Annotated in this window: 14 protein-coding genes; 10 read left to right on the top strand and 4 right to left on the bottom strand. The window is 66.6% G+C overall.

Annotated elements, in window-relative coordinates:
* Positions 1-10 precede the first annotated feature (10 nt).
* Together prpF and acnD are read right to left on the bottom strand one after the other, a co-directional pair.
* A complete protein-coding gene (gene prpF / locus ACORJG_RS02985) occupies positions 11-1,213 on the bottom strand; it encodes a 2-methylaconitate cis-trans isomerase PrpF (protein WP_427791495.1) in 1,203 nt (400 codons plus the stop codon).
* Positions 1,214-3,838, bottom strand: coding sequence for a Fe/S-dependent 2-methylisocitrate dehydratase AcnD (acnD, locus tag ACORJG_RS02980; RefSeq protein WP_427791493.1), 2,625 nt, complete (start codon positions 3,836-3,838; stop codon positions 1,214-1,216). It abuts the gene before it with no gap.
* Between the two features lie 365 nt (positions 3,839-4,203).
* On the opposite strand from acnD, the gene ACORJG_RS02975 reads away from it, so the two are divergent.
* The 9 genes from ACORJG_RS02975 to ACORJG_RS02935 all read left to right on the top strand — a co-directional run bounded on the left by ACORJG_RS02975 (position 4,204) and on the right by ACORJG_RS02935 (position 12,887).
* Positions 4,204-4,608 (top strand): acyl-CoA thioesterase, encoded by a 405-nt coding sequence (locus ACORJG_RS02975; protein WP_427791492.1) that lies wholly within the window; start codon positions 4,204-4,206, stop codon positions 4,606-4,608.
* A gap of 11 nt (positions 4,609-4,619) precedes the next feature.
* Positions 4,620-5,777 (top strand): bifunctional 2-methylcitrate synthase/citrate synthase, encoded by a 1,158-nt coding sequence (gene prpC, locus ACORJG_RS02970; protein ID WP_427791490.1) that lies wholly within the window; start codon positions 4,620-4,622, stop codon positions 5,775-5,777.
* 24 nt (positions 5,778-5,801) lie between these two features.
* Positions 5,802-6,725, top strand: coding sequence for a methylisocitrate lyase (prpB, locus tag ACORJG_RS02965; protein ID WP_427791488.1), 924 nt, complete (start codon positions 5,802-5,804; stop codon positions 6,723-6,725).
* A 20-nt stretch (positions 6,726-6,745) separates the two neighbouring features.
* Positions 6,746-7,423: an epoxyqueuosine reductase QueH gene (locus tag ACORJG_RS02960; protein WP_427791486.1), complete on the top strand. Its 678-nt coding sequence runs from the start codon at positions 6,746-6,748 to the stop codon at positions 7,421-7,423.
* A gap of 241 nt (positions 7,424-7,664) precedes the next feature.
* Complete coding sequence (locus ACORJG_RS02955; RefSeq protein WP_427791485.1) at positions 7,665-9,752, top strand: carbon starvation CstA family protein; 2,088 nt, start codon at positions 7,665-7,667, stop codon at positions 9,750-9,752.
* On the top strand, positions 9,745-9,993 hold the full coding sequence (locus ACORJG_RS02950; protein ID WP_427791483.1) for a YbdD/YjiX family protein: 249 nt from the start codon (positions 9,745-9,747) through the stop codon (positions 9,991-9,993). The genes ACORJG_RS02955 and ACORJG_RS02950 overlap by 8 nt, the downstream gene beginning before the upstream one ends.
* 129 nt (positions 9,994-10,122) lie before the next feature.
* Positions 10,123-11,130, top strand: coding sequence for a type I glyceraldehyde-3-phosphate dehydrogenase (gene gap, locus ACORJG_RS02945; RefSeq protein ID WP_427791481.1), 1,008 nt, complete (start codon positions 10,123-10,125; stop codon positions 11,128-11,130).
* A gap of 21 nt (positions 11,131-11,151) precedes the next feature.
* On the top strand, positions 11,152-11,574 hold the full coding sequence (locus tag ACORJG_RS02940; RefSeq protein ID WP_427791479.1) for a hypothetical protein: 423 nt from the start codon (positions 11,152-11,154) through the stop codon (positions 11,572-11,574).
* Positions 11,575-11,690: 116 nt separating this feature from the next.
* Complete coding sequence (locus ACORJG_RS02935; protein WP_427791477.1) at positions 11,691-12,887, top strand: phosphoglycerate kinase; 1,197 nt, start codon at positions 11,691-11,693, stop codon at positions 12,885-12,887.
* Between the two features lie 52 nt (positions 12,888-12,939).
* Here ACORJG_RS02935 and ACORJG_RS02930 read toward each other — a convergent pair whose 3' ends face one another.
* Together ACORJG_RS02930 and ACORJG_RS02925 are read right to left on the bottom strand one after the other, a co-directional pair.
* Positions 12,940-13,122, bottom strand: a complete 183-nt coding sequence (locus tag ACORJG_RS02930; RefSeq protein WP_427791475.1) for a hypothetical protein — start codon at positions 13,120-13,122, stop codon at positions 12,940-12,942.
* Complete coding sequence (locus ACORJG_RS02925) at positions 13,088-13,333, bottom strand: hypothetical protein (RefSeq protein ID WP_427791473.1); 246 nt, start codon at positions 13,331-13,333, stop codon at positions 13,088-13,090. The genes ACORJG_RS02930 and ACORJG_RS02925 overlap by 35 nt, the downstream gene beginning before the upstream one ends.
* Before the next feature lie 156 nt (positions 13,334-13,489).
* Here ACORJG_RS02925 and fba point away from each other — a divergent pair, with 156 nt between their 5' ends.
* Positions 13,490-14,554 (top strand): class II fructose-bisphosphate aldolase, encoded by a 1,065-nt coding sequence (gene fba, locus ACORJG_RS02920; RefSeq protein WP_427791472.1) that lies wholly within the window; start codon positions 13,490-13,492, stop codon positions 14,552-14,554.
* Positions 14,555-14,561: the final 7 nt, after the last annotated feature.

Genomic DNA, 14,561 nt, shown 5'->3' with positions numbered 1-14,561 from the left:
CAAGAACGGTTCAGTCCGCAGCCTCGAACGACCCGGCCGGGACCAGAACGCGGCCTTCCATCAGGCGGCGTGCGCTGCGGCTCATGATCGCCTTGGCCACCGTCCAGATACCCTCGGCCTGATGCGCCTCGGCGCCGACCGTCAGCGTTCCGGACGGGTGGCCGAAGCGGACCGAGCGGCGCTCGCCGCCCCCCGCCGCGCGGTTGACCAGCGTGCCCGGCACGGCCGCCGCCGCGCCGATGGCCACCGCCGCCGTGCCCATCATGGCGTGGTGCAGCTTTCCCATCGACAGGGCGCGGACCAGCAGGTCGATCTCGCCCGCCGCGACCGCCTTGCCGCTGGATGTCACATGGTCTGACGGCGGGGCGACGAAGGCGATCTTGGGCGTGTGCTGACGCCGCGTCGCTTCCTCGACCGAGCCGATCAGCCCCATGCGCACGGCGCCGATGGCGCGCAGGGCCTCCAGCCGCTTCAGCGCCGCCGGATCATCGTTGATCGCGCCCTGCAGTTCCGTCCCCGAATAGCCGAGGTCCGCCGCGTTGACGAAGATCGTCGGAATGCCCGCATTGATCAGGGTGGCCTTCAGCCTGCCGCCGGCGACCAGAGCCTCAGGCACGTCCAGTTCGTCGATGAGGTTGCCGGTCGGGAACATGGCGCCGCCATCCTCGCCCTCGTCGGCCGGATCAAGGAATTCCAGCACGATCTCGGCGGCGGGGAAGGTCACGCCGTCCAGTTCGAAATCGCCCGTCTCCTGCACCGCGCCGTCCGCCACCGGGACATGGGCGATGATGGTCTTGCCGATATTGGCCTGCCAGATGCGCACGGTGCGCATGCCGTCCGGCCCGACCGGGACATAGCCCGCATGGATGGCGAAGGCGCCTGCCGCCGTCGACAGGTTGCCGCAATTGCCCGACCAGTCGACGAAATCCGTATCGATCGACACCTGCCCATACAGATAGTCGACGTCGTGATCGGGCCGCGCGCTGGGCGAGATGATCACGCATTTGCTGGTGCTGGACGTGGCCCCGCCCATGCCGTCAGTGTGCTTGCCATAGGGGTCGGGACTGCCGATCACGCGCTGGAACAGGCGGTCGCGGGCGCGGCCCGGAACGCGGCACGCCTCGGGCAGGTCGTCCAGCCGGAAGAAGACCCCCTTGGAGGTGCCGCCGCGCATATAGGTGGCGGGAATGGCGATCTGGGCCTGTTGCGACATTCAGGCGGCCTCCGACTTTGCGGCGAGGAAGTCCTGTGCGAACCGCTGCAGCACGCCGCCCGCCTCATAGATCAGCACCTCCTCGGCCGTGTCGAGGCGGCAGGTGACGGGCAGTTCGACCGTCTCGCCGGTCGCGCGGTGGATTCTCAGCGTCAGGTCGGCGCCGGGGCGACGCTCGCCCGTGACGTCGAACGTCTCCGTCCCATCCAGCCCCAGCGTCAGGCGCGTCACGCCCGGCTTGAACTCCATCGGCAACACGCCCATGCCGATCAGATTGGTGCGGTGAATGCGCTCGAAGCCTTCGGCGACGATGGCCTCGACGCCCGCCAACCGCACGCCCTTGGCGGCCCAGTCGCGCGACGAGCCCTGCCCATAATCAGCGCCCGCGACGATGATCAACGGCTGGCGGCGGTCCAGATAGGTCTCGATCGCCTCCCACATCCGCATGACGGTTCCGTCCGGCTCGACGCGGGTTAGTGAACCCTTCTTCACCGCCCCGTCCACGACCGCCATCTCATTGATCAGCTGGGGGTTGGCGAAGGTGGCCCGCATGGCGGTCAGGTGATCGCCCCGATGCGTGGCGTAGGAGTTGTAGTCTTCCTCCGGCACGCCCATCCGCGTCAGATACTCCCCCGCCGCCGAGGTGGCTAAGATGGCGTTGGACGGCGACAGGTGGTCGGTGGTGATGTTGTCCGGCAGGATGGCCAGCGGCCGCATACCCGTCAGGGTGCGCGGATTGGCGGCCAGGGCGCCGACCCCTTCGGTGTCCCAGTAGGGCGGTCGGCGGATGTAGGTCGACTGCGGGCGCCAGTCATACAGGGGGCTGACGCTGACCCCGCCGCCGCGACGCGCGCCGAACATCGGCTCATAGACCGCGCGGAACTGTTCGGGCCTGACCGAGGCGGCGACCACGGCGTCGATCTCCTCGTCCGAGGGCCACAGGTCCTTCAGGCGGATCTCGCGGCCGTCGACCACGCCCAGCACGTCCTGTTCGATATCGAAGCGCACCGTCCCGGCCAGCGCATAGGCCACCACCAGCGGCGGCGAGGCGAGGAAGGCCTGTTTGGCGTAGGGGTGGATGCGGCCGTCGAAGTTGCGGTTCCCCGACAGGACGGCGGTGGAATAGAGGTCGCGGTCGATGATCTCCTGCTGGATGACCGGATCAAGGGCGCCGGACATGCCGTTGCAGGTGGTGCAGGCGAAGGCGACGATGCCGAAGCCCAGCGCCTCCAGCTCCGACAGCAGACCTGCTTCCTCCAGATAGAGGCGCGCCACCTTCGATCCCGGCGCGAAGGACGACTTGACCCACGGCTTGCGCGTCAGGCCCAGCGCATTGGCCTTCTTGGCCAGCAGGCCCGCCGCCACGACGTTGCGCGGGTTGGAGGTGTTGGTGCAGCTGGTGATAGCGGCGATGATGACCGCGCCGTCGGGCAGCAGGCCCTCGCGTTCCTCGGCCTGCGCCTCGGCCAGTCCGACGGCGACGCCTCGCTCCTTCAGGGCGGATGTGGGCAGGCGGCGGTGCGGGTTGGACGGCCCGGCCAGATTGCGCTCGACGCTGGACAGGTCGAACTCCAGCACCCGCTCATATTCGGCGGTCTTCAGCATCTCGCCCCACAGGCCGGCGGTGCGGGCATAGGTCTCGACCAGCGCCACCTGATCCGGCTCGCGCCCCGTCAGCTTCAGATAGTCGAGCGTCTGCTGGTCGATATAGAACATCGCCGCCGTCGCCCCGTATTCCGGGCACATATTCGAGATGGTCGCCCGGTCGCCGATCGACAGGCTGTCGGCGCCCTCGCCGAAGAACTCCAGCCAGGCGCCGACCACCTTCTGCCCGCGCAGGAACTCGGTCAGGGCCAGAACGATGTCGGTCGCCGTAATCCCCGGCGCGCGCCGACCGGTCAGCTTGACGCCGACGATGTCGGGCAGGCGCATCATCGAGGCGCGGCCCAGCATGACCGTCTCGGCCTCCAGCCCGCCGACGCCGATGGCGATGACGCCCAGGGCGTCCACGTGCGGCGTGTGGCTGTCGGTGCCGACGCAGGTGTCGGGGAAGGCCACGCCGTCGCGCACCTGAACCACCGGCGACATCTTCTCCAGATTGATCTGGTGCATGATGCCGTTGCCCGCCGGGATGACGTCGACGTTCTCGAAGGCGCGCTTGCTCCATTCGATGAAGTGGAAGCGGTCCTCGTTGCGGCGATCCTCGACCGCGCGGTTCTTTTCAAAGGCGTCAGGGTCGAAGCCGCCATGTTCGACCGCCAGCGAGTGATCGACGATCAACTGGGTCGGCACCACCGGATTGACCTTGGCCGGATCGCCGCCCTGCGCCGCGATGGCGTCGCGCAGGCCCGCCAGGTCGACCAGCGCCGTCTGGCCCAGAATGTCGTGACAGACCACGCGCGCGGGATACCAGGGGAAGTCCAGATCCCGCCGCCCCTCAACGATCTGGGTCAGGGCGTCGGCCAGTTGATCGGGATCGCAGCGGCGAACCAACTGCTCGGCCAGCACGCGCGACACATAGGGCAGTCGGTCATAGGCGCCCGGCTGGATGGCGTGGACGGCGGCGCGCGTGTCGAAATAATCGAAGGGCGTGCCCAGCAGCCGCCTGCGGTAATCGGTATTCATCGGCGCGGATGCCCCTGATTGCATGAGGCCGCGACAGGGAAAGGCCGGGCGCCGGACGAAACCGGGCGCCGCATCCCCATACGCAGACATGGCGGCCCTTATCCGCCCCCCGCCGCATCAGGTGAACGGCTGAAAAGGCGGAGACTTGTGAACGCCGCGATGCAAATCCGCAAAACCTGTAAAGTCGCCTGCAAACAGAGCCCAATCCCTTCACCTGAGCGGGCGGGGGCTTTGGTGCGGTGATTTGCACCTTTTACAGATTTGCATCTTCCGCTTGGCCGTTTTCCGCTTTTTCAGTCCTTAATCGGCGGGCGGAAGCGTGAATATTTCAGGGCGACGCGGATCCACCGCCGCCCTGAGGCCCCATGTCGTCGCCGACCTCGCTGCTCAATGAAGAGACCCGCTTTGCGGAGATGGTCTTCCCGGACCAGGCCAACCACTACGGCGCCCTGTTCGCGGGCGCTGGGCTGGCGCTGTTGTCCAAGGCCGCCTTCGTCGCCGCCAGCCGCAGGGCGCGCGGCGACGTCGTCATGGCCCGGTCGGAGGCGACCGACTTCCACACCCCGGTCCGTGTCGGCGAACTGCTGGACCTGTCGGCGCGCGTCGTCCGGGTCGGCCGCTCGTCCCTGACCGTTCAGGTTGAGGGCGTGGCCGAGACCCTGTCCACCGGCGCCCGGCGCCCGGCCCTCAGCGGCCGCTTTGAAATGGTCGCCGTCGACGCCGACGGCCGCCCTGTTCCCATCGAATCCCGTTCCGATCTTCACTGCTGAAGAGGCGCCCCATGTCCGAACCCGTTCTTGCTCAAGGCGTGAAGCCGAAGAAGTCCGTCGCCCTGTCCGGCGTGCTGGCGGGCAACACCAGCCTGTGCACCGTCGGCCGCTCGGGCAACGACCTGCACTATCGCGGCTATGACATCATGGACTTCGCCGAGACCAGCGAGTTCGAGGAAATCGCCCACCTGCTGATCCACGGATCGCTGCCGAACGCCGCCCAGCTGAAGGCCTATAAGGCCAAGCTGAAGGCCCTGCGCGGCCTGCCCGCGGCGGTGAAGTCGGCGCTGGAGACGGTGCCCGCCGCCGCCCACCCGATGGACGTCATGCGCACCGGCGTCTCGGCGCTGGGCTGCGCCCTGCCCGAGGCCCACGACCACAACCACCCGGCCGCGCGCGACATCGCCGACCGCCTGCTGGCCTCGCTGGGATCGATGCTGCTCTACTGGCATCACTTCAGCCAGAACGGCCGACGCATCGAGGTCGAAACGGACGATGATTCCATCGGCGGCCACTTCCTGCATCTGCTGCACGGGACGCCGCCGTCCGACGGCTGGGTGCGGGCCATGCACACCTCGCTGATCCTCTACGCCGAGCATGAGTTCAACGCCTCGACCTTCACCGCCCGCGTCATCGCCGGCACCGGCTCGGATATGTTCTCCTGCATCGCCGGGGCCATCGGCGCCCTGCGCGGACCCAAGCACGGCGGCGCCAATGAGGTCGCCTTCGAAATCCAGAAGCGTTACGCCGACGCCGACGAGGCCGAAGCCGACATCCGCCGCCGCATGGAGGCCAAGGAGGTCATCATCGGCTTCGGCCATCCGGTCTATACGATCTCGGACCCGCGCAACGTCGTCATCAAGCGCGTGGCGAAACAGCTGTCGGAAGAAGCCGGTTCGATGAAGATGTACGACATCGCCGAACGCATCGAGAGCGTCATGATGGACACCAAGAAGATGTTCCCAAACCTCGACTGGTTCTCGGCCGTCTCCTACCACATGATGGGCGTGCCCACGGCCATGTTCACCCCCCTGTTCGTGATCTCGCGCACCACCGGCTGGTCCGCCCACGTGATCGAGCAGCGCATCGACAACAAGATCATCCGCCCCTCGGCCAACTATGACGGCCCCGAGAACCTGAAGTTCGCGCCCCTGGCCGAACGCGCCTGAATCCCGAGTTCTGAGAGAGTTTCCATGCCTTATCTCGTCGCCGACGACCTGCCGACCGAATCCGCCGGGAAGCGCTTCCGCGCGGCGCTGGCTCGCCCCGGCATCTGGCAACTGCCGGGCGCCCACAACGGTCAGGCGGCGAAGCAGGCCAAGCTGGCGGGTTTTGACGGCCTGTACCTGTCGGGCGCGGCGATGACCGCCTCCATGGGCCTGCCCGATCTCGGCATCATTACCGTGGACGAGGTCGCCTTCTTCATCCGCCAGATCGCGCGTTCCAGCGGCCTGCCGCTGCTGGTAGACGGCGACACGGGCTATGGCGAGGTGCTGAACGTCATGCACATGGTCCGCACCTTCGAGGACGCGGGCGCGGGCGCCGTCCACCTTGAAGACCAGATCCTGCCCAAGAAGTGCGGCCACCTGAACGGCAAGAACCTGGTCCCGGCGCTGGACATGGCCGCCAAGGTCGCCGCCGCCAAGAAGGCCAGCCGCGACATCGTCATCATGGCGCGCACCGACGCAGCGGGCGTGGAGGGCTTCGACGCCGCCGTCGACCGGGCCAAGATGTATGTGGACGCCGGCGCCGACGCCATCTTCCCTGAAGCCCTGAACACCCGCGAGATGTTCGAGAAGTTCGCCAAGGCCCTGCCGAACGTGCCGCTGCTGGCCAATATGACCGAGTTCGGCAAGACGCCCTTCTACACCGCGAAGGAATTCGAGGAGATGGGCTATAAGATGGTGATCTGGCCTGTGTCTTCGCTGCGCGCCGCCAACAAGGCGCAGGCCGAACTCTACGCCTCGATCGCCGACAACGGCGGCACGCACAAATACGTCGACCGGATGCAGACCCGTCAGGAACTCTACGACGTCATCGGCCTGCACGACTTTGAAGAATTGGACGCCAGCATCATCAAGACCGTCGTGCCGCAGGGCATGCCGCAGATCGACTGAGTCACAGGCAGACCGTCTCCATGACCGCCCCGCCCGCAGATGAATTCGTCCGCCCCGTGCTTGTCGCGCCCGGCGGAGCGACGAAGGTGCTGCTGCATTCCTGCTGCGCGCCCTGTTCGGGCGAGGTCATGGAGGCCATGCTGGCCTCGGGCATCGACTACACGATCTTCTTCTACAATCCGAACATCCACCCGCTGAAGGAATACCTGCTGCGCAAGGACGAGAACGTCCGTTTCGCCGAAAAGCACGGCGTGCCCTTCATCGACGCCGACTACGACAAGGACAACTGGTTCGCCCGCGCCAAAGGCATGGAGTGGGAGCCCGAACGCGGCGCCCGCTGCACCATGTGCTTCGACATGCGTTTCGAGCGCACGGCGCTGTATGCCCACGAAAATGGCTTCCCGGTCATGACCTCCTGCCTCGGCATCAGCCGCTGGAAGGACATGAACCAGATCAACGACTGCGGCCGCCGGGCGGTGAAGCCCTATGACGGCCTGTCCTACTGGGACTTCAACTGGCGCAAGGGCGGCGGCGGCTCGCGCATGATCGAGATTTCCAAGCGCGAGGAATTCTACCAGCAGGAATACTGCGGCTGCGTCTATTCCCTACGCGACACCAACCTGCACCGCCGCGAAACGGGACGGAAATCCATCGAACTGGGCGTTCAGTTCTATGGCCGGGACGAACCGGCCAAGTAGCGCTAAACCTCAAGCTTTCGCCCCGCTCCGGGATCAATCCGCAGCGTCTCACGACGTAAATGGCGCTGTCCCTGCCTGATGACGACGACGCCGGCTGGAAACCTACGCAGGCGCTTTCCCGGCAGGAGAGATATGGGCCATCGGCCAAGCTTCTTCGACTTTTGTCGATTGGCGCCGCGCCCGATTAAGGTTCAAAAAAGACGGAAGGTCGCGCGCAGTCGGCCACGGAGGACCTTTCATCATGGGCAAGCTCAGGACGGCGCTGATCTTCGGCGCCATCGCCATTCTGGGGGCCGTAGCCCTCGGCGTCATCGCCCTGCATCAGGGTGAGAGCATCAGCGCCGTGTGGATCGTGGTCGCGGCGCTGTGCGTCTACGCCATCGCCTACCGCTTCTACGCCCGCTATCTGGCCGGAAAGGTGCTGGGGCTGAACGCGCGCAGGCCGACGCCCGCCGTCAGGCACAACGACGGGCTCGATTACGTCCCGACGCCGCGCAACGTGCTGTTCGGCCACCACTTCGCGGCCATCGCGGGCGCCGGGCCTCTGGTTGGGCCGGTGCTGGCGGCGCAGATGGGCTATCTGCCCGGCGTTCTGTGGATTCTGGTCGGCGCCGTGCTGGCGGGGGCGGTGCAGGACATGATCGTCCTGTTCATGTCGACCCGACGCGACGGTCGCTCGCTGGGCGACATGGTCCGCACCGAGATGGGTCCCATCCCGGGCGTCATCGCCCAGGTCGGGGTGCTGATGATCATGGTCATCATCCTGGCGGTGTTGGCGCTGGTAGTGGTCAAGGCGCTGGCCGAGAGCCCGTGGGGGACCTTCACTGTCGCCGCCACCATTCCCATCGCCATCTTCATGGGCCTGTACACGCGCTATCTGCGGCCCGGCCGCGTGGGCGAGGTGTCGGTCATCGGCGTGGTTCTGCTGGTCCTGGCCATCATCGGCGGCGGCCATATCGCGGCTGACCCGTTCTGGGGTCCGGCCTTCACCCTGTCTGGCACCACGCTGGCGCTGGCCATGATGGCCTATGGCTTCATCGCCTCGGTTATTCCCGTGTGGCTGCTGCTGGCGCCGCGAGACTATCTGTCCACCTTCCTGAAGATCGGCGCCATCGTCGCCCTGGCCATCGGCATACTGATCGTGCGGCCGCATGTGCAGATGCCCGCCATCACCCCCTTCATCGACGGGACCGGGCCGGTCTTCTCGGGCGCCCTGTTCCCCTTCCTGTTCATCACCATCGCCTGCGGGGCCGTGTCGGGCTTCCACGCCCTGATCTCGTCCGGCACCACGCCCAAGCTGCTGGAGAATGAGAACCAGATTCCGCTGATCGGCTATGGCGCCATGCTGTGCGAAAGCTTCGTGGCGATCATGGCCCTGATCGCCGCCACCGTGCTGGACCCGGCCGTCTATTTCGCCATGAACAGCCCGGTCGCCGTCATCGGCGCTGACGCCGCCTCGGCCGCCGCCGCCGTGGCGCAATGGGGCTTCCACATCACCCCGGCCGAGCTGGAGCAGTTGGCCAAGGACGTCGGCGAGCACTCGATCCTGTCGCGCGCGGGCGGCGCCCCAACGCTGGCCGTCGGCATGGCGCACATCCTGTCGGGCGTCATCGGCGGCAAGGCCATGATGGCCTTCTGGTATCATTTCGCCATCCTGTTCGAGGCCCTGTTCATCCTGACCACGGTCGATGCGGGCACCCGCGTCTGCCGCTTCATGATCCAGGATCTGCTGGGCATGGCCGTGCCGAAGATGCGCCAGACGCAATCCTGGACCGGCAACGTCGTGGCCACTGCCCTGACGGTCGGGCTGTGGGGCTATTTCCTCTATACCGGCGTGGTCGATCCCCTGGGCGGGATCAACAGCCTGTGGCCCCTGTTCGGCATCGCCAACCAGATGCTGGCGGCGGTCGCCCTGATCCTGGGCACGGTCGTCCTGTTCAAGATGAAGCGGCAGAGGTTCGCCTGGGCCACGGCGGTTCCGGCGGTCTGGCTGCTGATCTGCACGGTCACGGCGGGGCTGCAGAAGCTGTTCCATCCCGACGTGAAGATCGGCTTCCTGGCTCACGCGCGGAAGTATCAGGACGCCATGGCCGCCGGAGAGATCCTGGCCCCGGCCAAGACCATCGGCGACATGCACCGGGTCATCATCAACGACTACGTCAACTCGGCGCTGACGGTGGGCTTCCTGTTCGTGGTGCTGACGGTCGTGGTCTATGGCGTCGGCGCCTGCCTCAAGGCGCTGAAGTCCGAACAGCCCACCGTGGTCGAGACGCCCGCCGAGCATGAGCTGACCCTCAGCGACGACGCCATGGATGCGGCCCGTGCTTAAGCCGTCATCCTCAACCATCGGCGGCGCGGACCTGTTCTGCGCCTGCCGGGACACGCTGGTGCGGTGGGGCAAGGACGCCCGCCGCACCGCCGGGCTGATGATCGGCCAGCCGGACTATGACGCCTATGTCGCTCATGCGAAGGTGACCCATCCCGATCAGCCGCCGCTGGACCGCACCGCCTTCTTCCGCCTGCATGAGGCCCGGCGGTTCGGCGAAGGCGGCGGTTTCCGCTGCTGTTGAGATGATTGAACCGCACCCGGACCGTTACACCCGATCATACCTTGTTACGGCGTCGGGGTTGCAACCGGGCGCGCTCCGTCCCACTAAGGCGCCCATCATAATCGCCCCTTGTTCAGGAGACTGCTCCCCATGACCGTTCGCGTCGCCATCAACGGCTTCGGCCGCATCGGCCGCCTCGTCCTTCGCTCGATCGTCGAGCACGGCCGCAAGGACATCGAGGTCGTGGCGATCAACGACCTGGGTCCGGTCGAGACCAACGCCCACCTGTTCCGCTATGACTCGGTGCACGGCCGCTTCCCCGGCACGGTCACGACGGGCGAGGACTGGATCGACGTCGGCGCCGGCAAGATCAAGGTCACGGCCGAGCGCGATCCGGCCAACCTGCCGCACGCCGAGCTGAAGGTGGACATCGCCCTGGAATGCACGGGCATCTTCACCTCCAAGGACAAGGCCTCGGCCCACCTGAAGGCGGGCGCCAAGCGCGTGCTGGTCTCGGCCCCGGCCGACAACGCCGACAAGACCATCGTCTTCGGCGTCAACCACGATACCCTGACGGCTGACGACATCGTCGTGTCGAACGCCTCGTGCACCACCAACTGCCTGGCTCCGATCGCCAAGGTTCTGAACGAACTGGTCGGCATCGAACGCGGCTACATGACCACCATCCACGCCTATACCGGCGACCAGCCGACGCTGGATACGATGCACAAGGACCTGTACCGCGCCCGCGCGGCGGCCCTGTCCATGATCCCGACCTCGACCGGCGCCGCCAAGGCCGTCGGCCTGGTCCTGCCGGAACTGAAGGGCAAGCTGGACGGCTCGTCGATCCGCGTGCCGACCCCGAACGTCTCGGTCGTCGATCTGAAGATCGTCGCCGGCCGCGCCACGACCAAGGAAGAAGTCAACGCCGCCCTGGAAGCCGCCGCCAACGGCGCCATGAAGGGCGTGCTCTACACCTCGACCGACCCGCTGGTGTCGACCGACCTGAACCACAACCCGGCGTCGTCGACCGCCGCCCTGCCGCAGACCCAGGTCATCGACGGCACCCTGGTGCGCGTTCTGAGCTGGTACGACAACGAGTGGGGCTTCGCGACCCGTATGTCGGACACCGCCCTGCAGATGGCGAAGTTCCTGTAATACCCCGCCAGAGACCCCGGCATGATCTTGTTCACAGGACTGCCGGGGTTTTTCTTTGCCGCATTTCAGTCCCTGCCGTGGTCACTGGTCGCCATCGCTTTCTGGAGCGTGCTGGCGTGGCAAGGTCTGAAGCGAACCCGCCTCGGTCCTCTGACAGAGGGCGAACTCGTCATTAGAGGTATCGGCGCCGGATTGCTGCTCATCACAGGTCTGACGCTACCGTTTCTCACCCGGTCATGGCCTGACGCCGCCTCGACCTTCCTCTGGTTCGCTCCCCCGACCCTGCTGATCGGTCTGGCGGTCACCGCCGCGAAAGACCACACGCAGCACGGACGACGGCTCATCGCCTGGCTGATCCCGATTGCGCTTCTCCAGCTTCAACTGATGCTTTTGAGCCTGCTGATGTACATCGGAGATGTCTTCACCGGCGGCAGCCCGATATGACGCCGCACAAGCTTGATCGTATTTGCGCCGCAGCCTACGCCAACTGATACCTACGCGCTCAACAGCCTCGTAAGCCGCCTTCTCTATGCATGGAGAAGGAAGAACAGAGATATCCCATGACCTTCCGCACCCTCGACGACGTTTCCGACCTTTCGGGCAAGGCCGCCCTGGTCCGCGTGGACTTCAACGTGCCGATGGAGGACGGGAACGTCGCCGACGACACCCGACTGAAGGCCGCTCTGCCGACCATCCATCGCCTGCGTGAGGCGGGCGCCAAGGTGGTGCTGCTGGCCCACTTCGATCGCCCCAAGGGCGAGCGCGTGCCGTCGATGAGCCTGAAGCCCGTCGTCCAGCCGCTGGAGCTGCTGCTGCACGGCCCCGTGCGTTTCGCCGACGACTGTGTGGGCGATGAGGCCAAGGCCGCCGTGGCCGATCTGGACGCGGGCGGCGTGCTGCTGCTGGAAAACGTCCGCTTCCACAAGGGCGAGGAAAAGAACGACCCGGCCTTCGCCCAACAGCTGGCGGAACTGGGCGACCTCTATGTCAACGACGCCTTCTCGGCCGCGCACCGCGCCCACGCCTCGACCGAGGGTCTGGCCCGCCTGCTGCCCGTCTATGCCGGTTGCGCCATGGCGCGCGAGCTTGAGGCGCTGGACGCGGCGCTCGGCAAGCCGCAGAAGCCGGTCATCGGCATCGTCGGCGGCGCCAAGGTCTCGACCAAGCTGGACCTGCTGAAGAATCTGGTCGCCAAGCTGGACTACCTGGCCATCGGCGGCGGCATGGCCAACACCTTCCTGTTCGCCCAGGGCGTCGATGTCGGCGGCTCGCTGTGCGAGAAGGATCTGGCCGACACCGCCCGCGAGATCATCGAGGAAGCCCGTCGTCAGGGCTGCGAACTGCTGCTGCCGGTCGATGTGGTGGTGGCCAAGGGCGTCAAGCCGGGCATCGAGTCGGGCGTGCGCGCTCTGGACCGCATCGTCGCCGATGACCTGATCCTGGACGCCGGGCCGGAGACGGTCGCCCGCCTGAACCGCGCCATGGACCTGTCCAAGACCCTGATCTGGAACGGCCCGCTGGGCGTGTTCGAGGTACCGCCCTTCGACAAGGCCACGGTCGAGGCCGCCAAGCACGCCGCCGAACTGGCCAAGTCCGGCAAACTGGTCGCCGTGGCCGGCGGCGGCGACACGGTCGCGGCCCTGAACCACGCGGGCACGGCCGACGACATGACCTTCGTCTCCACCGCGGGCGGCGCCTTCCTGGAGTGGATGGAAGGCAAGGTTCTGCCGGGCGTCGAGGCCCTGCGCGCCGCCTAAAAAACGTCAAGGCGAGGGCTGTTCGCGGCCCTCGCCCCTGATGCCCGAGACTTCAGTCTTCGCCGTCCATATCGACGGCCCGCGCGACCAGATCGCGCCACGTCGGATCGGTGTCGTCCACCAGATCGACGTCGTCCAGCAGGGCCACCGCCCCGCCGCCGTCGGGCAGAATCAGGCCCAGCACTTCCATCAGTTCGCCGTCAGGCCCGACGTGGGCCTCGGCCTGAACGATCACCGCCGCCTGCTCGCCGTCGTCCTCCCACCAGATGACCGGCTGGGGCAGTGATGACGCGCGCCTCTTCGGTGTCGCCCAGGGCGAAGACCGCCTTGCCCGCCTGAACGTCGTTCAGCGTCGCCACCCCGCCTGTGAAGGGCGTCAGCCGCGCCCAGTCGTCGACGTCGAAACCGCCGCCGTCTTCATCCAGCGAATCATCATTCTGGCTCATCGCCGCTCCTTGGTCAGACGCCCTGCAGGCGCCGGACCACTTAGAGACTGCCCGCCCAAAGTCCACCACGCCGAGGCCCTGTCACATCGGCGTGACTTCCCGCGCCCGAAGGGCTAAGACCTCGGCAAAATCACATCACGGTTCAGGAGACTATCCATGGCGCGCATTACGCTGCGACAACTGCTCGACCACGCGGCGGAGCACGACTACGGCCTGCCCGCCTACAACATCAACAACATGGAGCAGGGCCTGGCCATCATGGAGGCCGCCGACGCTGTCAACGCGCCGGTCATCATCCAGGCCTCGCGCGGCGCCCGCTCCTACGCCAACGATGTTGTCCTGGCCAAGCTGATCGACGCCCTGGCCGAACTGTATCCGCACATCCCGGTCTGCATGCACCAGGACCACGGCAACGGCCCGGCCACCTGCGCCACCGCCATCCAGTACGGCTTCACCTCGGTGATGATGGACGGCTCGCTGGAAGAAGACGCCAAGACCCCCGCCTCCTACGAATACAACGTCGAAGTGACGCGCCGCGTCACCGAGATGGCCCACAGCTGCGGCGTCTCGGTCGAGGGCGAACTGGGCGTGCTGGGCTCGCTGGAAACCGGCATGGGCGAGGCCGAAGACGGTCACGGCTTTGAAGGCAAGCTGGACCACTCGGCCCTGCTGACCGACCCGGATCAAGCCGTTGACTTCGTCAAGGCCACCAAGGTCGACGCCCTGGCCATCGCCATGGGCACCTCGCACGGCGCCTATAAGTTCACGCGCAAGCCGGACGGCGAAGTCCTGGCCATGAACGTGATCGAGGAGATCCACCGTCGCCTGCCCAACACCCACCTGGTGATGCACGGCTCGTCTTCGGTGCCGCAGGACCTGCAGGACATCATCAACCAGTATGGCGGCCAGATGCCCCAGACCTGGGGCGTGCCTGTCGAGGAAATCCAGCGCGGCATCAAGAACGGCGTGCGCAAGGTGAACATCGACACCGACAACCGCATGGCCATGACCGGCGCCATCCGCAAGCTGCTGACCGAGAAGCCGGGCGAGTTCGACCCCCGCGCCTATCTGAAGCCCGCCAAGGAAGCCATGCGCAAGCTGTGCCAGGAGCGCTACCTCCAGTTCGGCTGCGAAGGCATGGCCTCGAAGATCAAGCCGCTGTCCACCGCCCAGATGGCCAAGCGCTACGCGTCGGGGGAACTGGACCCGCGCATCGGCTGATCGCCGA

This window comes from Brevundimonas diminuta (genome assembly GCF_050310045.1).
Classification (GTDB): domain Bacteria; phylum Pseudomonadota; class Alphaproteobacteria; order Caulobacterales; family Caulobacteraceae; genus Brevundimonas; species Brevundimonas diminuta_F.
Note: the sequence above shows the minus strand (reverse complement) of the source record. Positions and strands in the feature narration are given on the sequence as shown.

Excerpts from the sequence above, each read along its gene's own strand:
- ACORJG_RS02960 (WP_427791486.1), top strand. The coding sequence starts at position 6,746 with ATGACCGCCCCGCCCGCAGATGAATTCGTCCGCCCCGTGCTTGTCGCG.
- acnD (WP_427791493.1), bottom strand. The coding sequence starts at position 3,838 with ATGAATACCGATTACCGCAGGCGGCTGCTGGGCACGCCCTTCGATTAT.
- prpB (WP_427791488.1), top strand. The coding sequence starts at position 5,802 with ATGCCTTATCTCGTCGCCGACGACCTGCCGACCGAATCCGCCGGGAAG.
- ACORJG_RS02935 (WP_427791477.1), top strand. The coding sequence starts at position 11,691 with ATGACCTTCCGCACCCTCGACGACGTTTCCGACCTTTCGGGCAAGGCC.
- ACORJG_RS02925 (WP_427791473.1), bottom strand. The coding sequence starts at position 13,333 with ATGAGCCAGAATGATGATTCGCTGGATGAAGACGGCGGCGGTTTCGAC.
- ACORJG_RS02940 (WP_427791479.1), top strand. The coding sequence starts at position 11,152 with ATGATCTTGTTCACAGGACTGCCGGGGTTTTTCTTTGCCGCATTTCAG.
- prpC (WP_427791490.1), top strand. The coding sequence starts at position 4,620 with ATGTCCGAACCCGTTCTTGCTCAAGGCGTGAAGCCGAAGAAGTCCGTC.
- gap (WP_427791481.1), top strand. The coding sequence starts at position 10,123 with ATGACCGTTCGCGTCGCCATCAACGGCTTCGGCCGCATCGGCCGCCTC.
- ACORJG_RS02975 (WP_427791492.1), top strand. The coding sequence starts at position 4,204 with ATGTCGTCGCCGACCTCGCTGCTCAATGAAGAGACCCGCTTTGCGGAG.
- fba (WP_427791472.1), top strand. The coding sequence starts at position 13,490 with ATGGCGCGCATTACGCTGCGACAACTGCTCGACCACGCGGCGGAGCAC.
- prpF (WP_427791495.1), bottom strand. The coding sequence starts at position 1,213 with ATGTCGCAACAGGCCCAGATCGCCATTCCCGCCACCTATATGCGCGGC.
- ACORJG_RS02955 (WP_427791485.1), top strand. The coding sequence starts at position 7,665 with ATGGGCAAGCTCAGGACGGCGCTGATCTTCGGCGCCATCGCCATTCTG.